This window comes from Elioraea sp. Yellowstone, from assembly GCF_006704265.1.
Taxonomy (GTDB): domain Bacteria; phylum Pseudomonadota; class Alphaproteobacteria; order Acetobacterales; family Acetobacteraceae; genus Elioraea.
Window position 1 is genome coordinate 1 of record NZ_VIKA01000141.1, and the last position, 8,115, is coordinate 8,115.

Below are 8,115 nucleotides of genomic sequence, written 5' to 3' on the forward strand. Positions count from 1 at the left end.
ATCTCGGCCTCCGGGCGCAGCACCAGCCGCCCCTCCTCGGCGTCCAGCACCGCGAGCTCGCCCGGCACCGCCGCCTCGGTCGCCCCCCGGCAGCCGGCGAGCAGCGGCAGGCCGAGCGCGCGCGCGATGATCGTGGCATGCGCGGTCGGGCTGCCCTCCTCCAGCACCAGCCCGGCCAGCCCGCGCGCGTGATAGTCGAACAGCTCGGCCGGGCCGACGCGCCGCGCGATCAGGATGAAGCCCCCCTCGACCGGATCGGCCTCCGCGCCGCCGCCGAGATGGTCGATCAGCCGCCCGGCGAGGTCCTCGATGTCGGCAAGGCGCTCGCGCAGATAGGGATCTGCGACCTGGCGCATGCGCGCGCGCAGTTCCACGAGCACCCGTTCGACCGCGGCCTCGGCCGTCAGCCCGTCGCGCACCACCGCCTCGATCCGGCCGAGCCAGCCCTGGTCGGCGGCGATCAGCCGGTAGGCCTCGAGCACCTCACGCGGCTCGTGGCCGGCGCGGCGGGCGGGCCCTTCCAGCAGCGCATCGACCGCGCGCTGCATCGCCCTGGCCGCGGCGCGCAGGCGAGCGAGCTCCGCCTCCGGGTCCTCGGCCAGCACGGTGCGCGGCGCGGCGCGGCGGCCGTGGCGCACGACCCGGCCGAGCGCGATCCCGGGTGTGAGGCCGACGCCCTCGTAGTGCCGCGCCATCGCCCCGGGCAGGCTGAGCACCGCCTCCTCGGCCGGCGGGTGCGCGCCGTGCAGGATCTCGGCGAGCAGCATCGCCACCGTCTCGAGCGCCTCCACCTCGTCCTCGGCGTAGCGGCGCGGCGCGCGGTTCTGCACCGCGATCACGCCCAGCACCTCCGCGCCGCGCAGCACCGGCACCGCGAGCATCGAGGCATAGGCCTCCTCCCCCGTCTCCGGACGGTAGGCGAAGGCGGGGTGGTTCTGCGCATCGGGGAGGTTGAGCGGCCGCGCCTCGGCCGCGGCCGTGCCGACGATCCCTTCGCCGACGCGCAGCCGCGTGCGGTGCACCGCCTCCGGCCTGAGCCCCTCGGTCGCGGCGAGTTCGAGGATCTCGCCCGGCCGCATCACGTAGACAGAGCAGACCTCGGCCACGAACTCGCCGGCGACCAGGTGAACGAGCCCGTCGAGCCGTGTGGCGAGGTCGGTCGCGCGCGCCATCAGCCGGCGCAGGCGCGCGAGCAGGCGGCGGGGGGTGGAGGAGGAGTCGCGCGGGACGGCCGGCACCTCGCCCGCGGCTCACTCGGCCGCCGCGGACAGGGCGGCCGGGGCGGCGCGCGCCATCAGCGCGGCGACCGCCTGGTCGACCAGCTCGGCGATGATCTCGGCGGTGGGCTGCTCGCGCGTCACCATGCCGACACTCTGGCCGGCCATCAGCGAGCCGTGCTCGACATCGCCCTCGATCACGGCACGGCGCAGCGCTCCGGCCCAGAAATGCTCGATGTCGAGCTGGGCCTCGTCCCTCGAGATCTCGCCTGCCCGGAAGCGGCGGATCACCGCCTCCTGGTGCGCCACGAAGCGCTTCGTGCCCTCGTTCACCAGTGCGCGCACGGGGATCACGGGGAAGGCCGGGTCGAGCTGCACCGTCGGCACGGCATCGCGCGCGGCGGCGCGGATGAAGGCCTGCTTGAAGCGCGGATGCGCGATCGATTCGGTGGCGCAGACGAAGCGCGTGCCGAGCTGGCAGCCCGCCGCCCCCATCTCGAGATAGGCGAGGATCGCCTCGCCGCGGCCCAGGCCTCCGGCGACGAACACCGGCACGTCGCGCAGGTGCGGCAGGATCTCCTGCGCGAGCACGGTGAGGCTGACGGGCCCGATGTGCCCACCGGCCTCGGCGCCCTCGATCACCAGCGCATCGGCACCGGAACGGACGAGCTTCCTGGCCAGCGCCAGCGCGGGGGCGAAGCAGACGACCTTCGCCCCGCCGTCCTTGATGCGCCGGATCGCCGGGCCGGGCGGGATGCCGCCGGCGAGCACGATGTGCCCGACCCGATGGTCGAGACAGACGTCGATCAGGGCGTCGAGCTCGGGATGCATGGTGATCAGGTTCACCCCGAACGGGCGGCCGGTGAGCGCCCTGGTGCCGGCGATCTCGGCATCGAGCAGCGCGGGCGTCATCGAGCCGCAGGCGATCACGCCGAAGCCGCCGGCATTGGAGATGGCGGCCACCAGGTGGCGTTCGCTCACCCAGCTCATCGCCCCGCCCATGATCGCGACGCGACAGCCGAGGAACTCGATGCCCCGCTTCCAGAGGGCGTCCAGCCGTGCGCGGGCCTCCTCGCGCGTCATGCCGTCGCGTCCAGCCCGTAGGCGGTATGCAGCGCGCGCACCGCGAGCTCGGTCGCCTCCTCGCGGATCAGCACCGAGATCTTGATCTCGGAGGTGCTGATCACCTCGATGTTGATGCCGCGCTCGGCCAGCGCCCTGAACATGGTGTTGGCCACCCCGGCATGGGTGCGCATCCCCACCCCGACCACCGAGATCTTCGCCACGCCCGGATCGGCGACCAGCTCGGCGAAGCCGACCTTGTCCCTCGCCTGCTCGAGCACCGCGCGGGCGCGGGCGAGGTCGGCGCGGCCGACGGTGAAGGTCATGTCGGTCGTGCCGTCGGCCGAGACGTTCTGCACGATCATGTCGACGTTCACGTTCGCCGCCGCCAGCCCGCCGAACACGGCGGCCGCCACGCCCGGCCGGTCCGGCACGCGGCGCAGCGTCACCTTGGCCTCGTCGCGCGAGTAGGCGACCCCGCTGACCAGTTCCTTCTCCACGATCTCGTCCTCGTCCACCACCAGCGTGCCCGGCCTGTCCGCGAAGGAGGATAGCACCTGCACGCGCACACGTTGCTTCATCGCGAGCTCGACCGAGCGGGTCTGCAGCACCTTGGCCCCGACCGAGGCGAGCTCCAGCATCTCCTCGTAGGAGATCCGGTCGAGCTTGCGCGCGCGCGGCACGATGCGCGGATCGGTCGTGTAGACCCCGTCGACATCGGTGAAGATGTCGCAGCGATCCGCCTTCAGGGCCGCCGCCAGCGCCACCGCCGAGAGGTCGGAGCCGCCGCGGCCGAGCGTGGTGATCCGGTTGTCGGGGCCGAGCCCCTGGAACCCGGCGACCACCGGCACCTGGCCGATCGCCATCCGCCGGACGAGCTCCGCGCTCTCGATCGCGGCCACGCGCGCCTTGCCGTGCGCGCCGTCGGTGCGGATCGGGATCTGCCAGCCCTGCCAGGAGCGCGCTTCCACGCCGATCGCCTGGAGCGCGATCGCCAGGAGCCCGGTGGTGACCTGCTCGCCGGTCGCCACCACGGTGTCGTATTCGCGCGCGTCGTGCAGGGCCGAGAGCTCCTGGCACCACTTCACGAGCTGGTTGGTGACGCCGGCCATGGCCGAGACCACCACCGCGACCTCGTGGCCGGCCTCGACCTCCCGCTTCACGCGGGCGGCGACGGAGCGGATGCGGTCGAGATCGGCGACGGAGGTGCCGCCGAACTTCATCACGAGTCGGGCCATGCCGGATCCGGGTACGTTGCGCGCGGGCGTCCGGGCGACACATAACGGCCGGGGATCGGGGCGGCAACCGGGAGGTCGCGCATGGCGGGCACCGTGTCGGCGGCGGAGGCGGCGAAGTTCGGGGCCTTCGCCGATCGATGGTGGGACCCCGGGGGGCCGATGCGGCCGCTCCATCGCATGAACGCGCTGCGCACGGGCTGGATCGCGCGCCGCATCGAGGCCGAGGGGATGGCGTGGCGCGGCCTCGCCCTCCTCGATGTCGGCTGCGGCGGGGGGCTCGCGGCCGAGGCGTTCGCGCGGCGCGGCGCGGCGGTGACCGGCATCGACGCCTCGGCCGAGGCGATCGGCGCGGCGCGGCGCCATGCCGAACGGTCCGGTCTCGCGATCGACTACCGGGTCGCGGCGCCGGAGGACCTCGCGGCCGAGGGGGCCCTCTTCGACGTCGTGCTCGCGCTCGAGGTGATCGAGCATGTCGCCGACCGGGCGGCTTTCCTCGCCGCGCTCGCCGCGCTCGCGCGGCCGGGCGGGCTCGTCTTCCTCTCCACCGTCAACCGCACGGCGCGCTCCTTCCTGCTCGCCAAGCTGGGGGCGGAATACCTGCTCCGCCTCCTGCCGGTCGGTACGCATGACTGGCGCGGCTTCGTCACCCCGGCGGAGCTCACGCGCGGCCTGCGCCGGGCGGGCCTCGCGGTGACCCACAGCACGGGAATGACGATGAACCCGCTCACCGGCCAGTGGCGCGAGAGCCGCGACCTCGCGGTGAACTACCTGGTGGCGGCGCGGCGCGGCGACGGGATCGGCGCATGACGACAGGCACGGAGGGGGTGATGCCGGACGGCGCGGCGGCGGTCGACGAGGGCGATGCGATCCTGGCCGGGGTGCGCGGCCGGATCGACGCGCTGGACGACCGGCTGGTCGACCTCCTGGCCGAGCGTTTCGCCGCGGTCGGCGAGGCGGCCCGGCTGAAGGCGCCGCACGGCATTCCGCCGCTGACGCCGCGCCGGTTCCAGGCGGTGCTCGCGCGGGTGACGGCGCGGGCGGCGGCGCGCGGACTGGACACGACCCTGGTGCGGCGGCTCTGGACCGAGATTCACGACGCGGCGCTGGCCCACGAAGCCGCGGTCATGGCGGCGCTGCGCGGCGGCGGCGAGGCCGGCTGACGGCCGCCCGGCGCTTTCCGGTCGACAGGCCGGCGGTGAGCGTGTAGGAATAATGTCCGAAACGGGGGGGCGTGCGTCCTGCGCGTCCCGCCCCGTCCCCACCCGCCCTCTCCCCTGCCCGAAGGATCCTCCATGGCCGCGATCCCGCGGTCCGCCGACGTGGCCTCGCCGCAGGCCGCGCTCGCGGACATGTCCGTCTCCGCCCGCCGGCTGAACCGCTGGATCGGCCTGGTGGTGATCGGCCTGATCCTGGCGCCGCTCCTGGCCGTGGCGGGCGGCGCGGCGTGGCTGCGCACGATCGCCGTCGCCGAGGGGCGCGCGCGCCTCGCCGAGGTGCTGGCGATGACCGCCCACCACACCGACACGGTGTTCCAGGTCAACGGCGAGATCGCGCGCCAAGTGGCGCTCGCCGCCGAGGACCTCGGCGCGGAGGCGCTGCGGCTCGACGCGCGCCTGCACGGCCGGCTCTCGGAGATGGCGGCGCGGCACGCCCACGTCACCGCGATCGCCGTGACCGACCGCGACGGCCGCGTGCTGGTCCATTCCGGCGCCTTTCCCGCCCCGGACGAGGCGCGGCTCGTCCTGCCCGATCTCGCCGGGCTCGTCGCCGGCGGCTGGCAGGCGGTGGCGCTGACGCCGCCCCGGCACGATCCGGTCGCCGGGGTGGTCGCCTTCGGGCTTGCGGTGCCGCGCTTCGAGGCGGGACGGGTCGCCGGCGCGGTGGTGGTGGAGACCGCGACCGACTACCTCCAGCACGCCTATGGCGGGCTCGCTCCGGTGAGCGACTTCGTGGTCGGCTGGATCGATCGCAAGGGCTGGGTGCTGTCGCGCCGGCCGCGGCTGGACGAGCCGGTGCGACTGGATCGCGCGACCGGGCATCTGCGCGCGCTCGCCGCCGGCGCGACCGAGGGGCAGTTCGAGGAGACCTCGCCGATCGACGGCGTGCGGCGGCTGTTCGCCTGGCGTGAGCTCGCGCACTGGCCGGTGGTGGTGATGGTCGGCGGCGGGCGGTCGGGGCTCGCGACCGCGCATGACCGCGTCGCGCTCGCCTTCGGCCTCGCCCTCCTCGGCGCCGCGGGCGCGATCGGTGCCCTCGCCTTCGCGCTGCGGCGCGCGGCCGGCCGGCACGCCGCGCTGGTGGAGTGCGTGATCGAGGCGGATGCCGCGCGCCGCAAGGCCGAGGACCGGCTGCACCAGGCGCAGAAGCTGGAGGCCGTCGGCCTGCTGACGGGCGGCGTGGCGCACGACTTCAACAACCTGCTCGCGATCCTGATGGGCTGCACGGAATCGCTGCAGGCGCGCCATCCCGACGACCGCGCCCTGCGCGAGACCACCGACATGATGATCGTCACGATCGAGCGCGGCGCGCGGCTGACCGCGGATCTCCTCTCCTTCGCGCGCAAGCAGATGCTGTTCCCGGTGGCCTGCGACGTCTCGCGCCAGATCGCGGGCAGCCGCACGCTGCTCGCCAAGGCTGCGGGCGAGGCGAACCAGCTCGTCTTCGATCTCGCCCCCGTGCCGTTGCCGGTACGGGTCGATCCTGCACATCTGGACGCCTGCCTGATCAATCTCGTCTCGAACGCGCACGACGTGATCGAGCGCGACGGGCGCATCGTCGTGCGCACGCGGCTGCGCGTGATCGGCCCCGAGGAGGCGGCAGACGGGTTGGCGCCCGGCGAGTACGCCGTGATCGATGTCGAGGACAACGGCCGCGGCATGCCGCGCGAGGTCGCCGCCCGCGCCTTCGAGCCGTTCTTCACCACCAAGGCGCTCGGCCGTGGCACCGGGCTCGGGCTGGCGATGGTCTACGGCTTCGCCCAGCAGTCCGGCGGGACGGCGCTGATCGAGAGCCAGCCGGGTCGCGGCACGCGCGTCTCGGTGCTGCTGCCGGTGACCAAGGACGCCCTTCCGGCGATGCCACCGCGCCTCGAACGGCCGCCCGAACGGCTCGCGGTGCATGTGCTGCTGGTGGACGACGATCCGACCGTGCGCCACGTCATGGCCGAGTCGCTGAAGAGCCTCGGCGCGACGGTGAGCGAGGCGGCGGATGCGGCCGAGGCGCGCGCCAGGATCGCAGCCGAACTGCCCGGTCTCCTGGTCACGGATGTGGTCATGCCGGGCGACATGAACGGCTACGAGCTCGCCGCCTGGGCGCGGCGCGGCGGCCGCAGGCTGCCGGTGCTGCTGATCAGCGGCTTCGCCGGCAGCCAGTTGCCGGAGACTCTGGCGGACGCCGAGGGCATCGCCTTCCTGCCCAAGCCGATCGCGCGTGCGGATCTCGCCGCGGCGATCGCGGGGCTTCTGAAGCAGCAGGGGGATGCGCCGAACGGCGCGGCGGCGCAGGGCCAGCCGGCCCCGGCATGAGGGCGGATCAGCCGTCCGCGCGCGGCACCCAGGGGATGGTGCGGAAGCCGATCCCCTCCTCGCGCAGCGCCTCGGCATCCTCCGGCGTGGCCTCGCCGTAGATGCCGCGCTTCTCGCTCTCGCCGGCATGGATCTTCCGCGCCTCCTCGGCGAAGCGCGGACCGACATAGTCGCAGTGCTTCTCGATCTCGGCGCGCAGCCGCTGGAGCATCGCCAGCGCCGCCGCGGGGATCTGGCCGGCCAGCGCCTTGCCCTCGGCCGGCGCCTGCGCCGCCGCCGGGGGCGAGGACGGGGCCCGCGCCGAGGCGACCGCAGGGGTCATCAGGGCGCGGCTCACCCTGGTCGAGCCACACTGGGGGCAGTCCACCAGCCCGCGCTTGGCCATGCGCTCGAACGCGGCGCTGTCCTTGAACCAGCCGTCGAACTCGTGTGCCGAGTCGCAGCGGAGCGCGTAGTGGATCATGCCTCCTCGCCGGGGTTGCGGATCATGCTCCTGATCATGGGGCTTGTGGCACTCCAGGCAAGAGAGTGCCAGGCGGTCGTGAACGAAAGATGGCGGCTCAGCCCGTCGTCGCGGTGCCGGGGAGGCCAAGGAGCCGGTCGAGTTCGCCGGTTCGATCGAGCCGGGCGAGATCGTCATAGCCGCCGAGCGGTGTGCCGTCGACGAAGACCTGCGGCACGGTGGTGCGCCCGCCCGAGCGTTCGGTCGCCTCCGCGCGGGCGGGGCTGCCCGAGGGCGCCTCGATCTCGCGGTAGGCCACGCCCTTCGCGTCGAGCAGGCGCTTGGCGGCGGCGCAGTAGGGGCACCAGACGCTGGTGTAGATCTCGATCTCGGGCATGGCGCGTCACATCGGATCGCGACGGGTCCGGGTCAATCCCGCGTCAGGCGCGGGGCAGGGGCACGCGCGCCGCGGCCAGCACATCGACGGCGGCCGCGCCCGCCGCGAGCAGCGCGCGGGTGCACTCGTTGGCGGTGGCGCCGCTGGTCAGCACGTCGTCGATCAGCACGACCCGGGCCCCGGCGAGCCGGCCGCGCTGGCGCGCCGCGACCGCGACCGTGCCGGCGAGCATCGC

General features: G+C 74.3%; 9 protein-coding genes. 3 read left to right on the top strand and 6 right to left on the bottom strand.

Annotated features, from left to right (window positions below):
- The 3 genes from FK498_RS15425 to FK498_RS15435 all read right to left on the bottom strand — a co-directional run.
- On the bottom strand, window positions 1–1,238 hold a 1,238-nt coding region (locus tag FK498_RS15425; protein WP_237560968.1), incomplete at its 3' end, for a phosphoenolpyruvate-utilizing N-terminal domain-containing protein.
- Window positions 1,239–1,250: 12 nt separating this feature from the next.
- On the bottom strand, window positions 1,251–2,300 hold the full coding sequence (locus tag FK498_RS15430) for a nitronate monooxygenase family protein (RefSeq protein ID WP_141856081.1): 1,050 nt from the start codon (window positions 2,298–2,300) through the stop codon (window positions 1,251–1,253).
- Window positions 2,297–3,517, bottom strand: a complete 1,221-nt coding sequence (locus tag FK498_RS15435) for an aspartate kinase (protein ID WP_141856083.1) — start codon at window positions 3,515–3,517, stop codon at window positions 2,297–2,299. The genes FK498_RS15430 and FK498_RS15435 overlap by 4 nt, the downstream gene beginning before the upstream one ends.
- Before the next feature lie 81 nt (window positions 3,518–3,598).
- On the opposite strand from FK498_RS15435, the gene ubiG reads away from it, so the two are divergent.
- From ubiG to FK498_RS15450, 3 genes are all read left to right on the top strand, one after another.
- On the top strand, window positions 3,599–4,324 hold the full coding sequence (gene ubiG, locus FK498_RS15440) for a bifunctional 2-polyprenyl-6-hydroxyphenol methylase/3-demethylubiquinol 3-O-methyltransferase UbiG (RefSeq protein ID WP_141856085.1): 726 nt from the start codon (window positions 3,599–3,601) through the stop codon (window positions 4,322–4,324).
- Window positions 4,321–4,677, top strand: a complete 357-nt coding sequence (locus tag FK498_RS15445; RefSeq protein ID WP_141856087.1) for a chorismate mutase — start codon at window positions 4,321–4,323, stop codon at window positions 4,675–4,677. The genes ubiG and FK498_RS15445 overlap by 4 nt, the downstream gene beginning before the upstream one ends.
- Before the next feature lie 132 nt (window positions 4,678–4,809).
- Window positions 4,810–7,041: an ATP-binding protein gene (locus FK498_RS15450; protein WP_141856089.1), complete on the top strand. Its 2,232-nt coding sequence runs from the start codon at window positions 4,810–4,812 to the stop codon at window positions 7,039–7,041.
- A 7-nt stretch (window positions 7,042–7,048) separates the two neighbouring features.
- Here FK498_RS15450 and FK498_RS15455 read toward each other — a convergent pair whose 3' ends face one another.
- The 3 genes from FK498_RS15455 to FK498_RS15465 form a co-directional block, all read right to left on the bottom strand.
- A complete protein-coding gene (locus FK498_RS15455) occupies window positions 7,049–7,504 on the bottom strand; it encodes a DUF1178 family protein (RefSeq protein ID WP_141856091.1) in 456 nt (151 codons plus the stop codon).
- Window positions 7,505–7,601: 97 nt separating this feature from the next.
- Window positions 7,602–7,880 (bottom strand): glutaredoxin 3, encoded by a 279-nt coding sequence (gene grxC, locus FK498_RS15460; protein ID WP_141856093.1) that lies wholly within the window; start codon window positions 7,878–7,880, stop codon window positions 7,602–7,604.
- A 43-nt stretch (window positions 7,881–7,923) separates the two neighbouring features.
- The coding region (locus FK498_RS15465; protein ID WP_255581500.1) for a phosphoribosyltransferase family protein at window positions 7,924–8,115 on the bottom strand (192 nt) is incomplete at its 5' end.

Bases quoted from the DNA above. Each gene is read 5' to 3' on its own strand.
- FK498_RS15430 (WP_141856081.1), bottom strand. From the start codon at position 2,300: ATGACGCGCGAGGAGGCCCGCGCACGGCTGGACGCCCTCTGGAAGCGG.
- FK498_RS15435 (WP_141856083.1), bottom strand. From the start codon at position 3,517: ATGGCCCGACTCGTGATGAAGTTCGGCGGCACCTCCGTCGCCGATCTC.
- ubiG (WP_141856085.1), top strand. From the start codon at position 3,599: ATGGCGGGCACCGTGTCGGCGGCGGAGGCGGCGAAGTTCGGGGCCTTC.
- FK498_RS15445 (WP_141856087.1), top strand. From the start codon at position 4,321: ATGACGACAGGCACGGAGGGGGTGATGCCGGACGGCGCGGCGGCGGTC.
- FK498_RS15450 (WP_141856089.1), top strand. From the start codon at position 4,810: ATGGCCGCGATCCCGCGGTCCGCCGACGTGGCCTCGCCGCAGGCCGCG.
- FK498_RS15455 (WP_141856091.1), bottom strand. From the start codon at position 7,504: ATGATCCACTACGCGCTCCGCTGCGACTCGGCACACGAGTTCGACGGC.
- grxC (WP_141856093.1), bottom strand. From the start codon at position 7,880: ATGCCCGAGATCGAGATCTACACCAGCGTCTGGTGCCCCTACTGCGCC.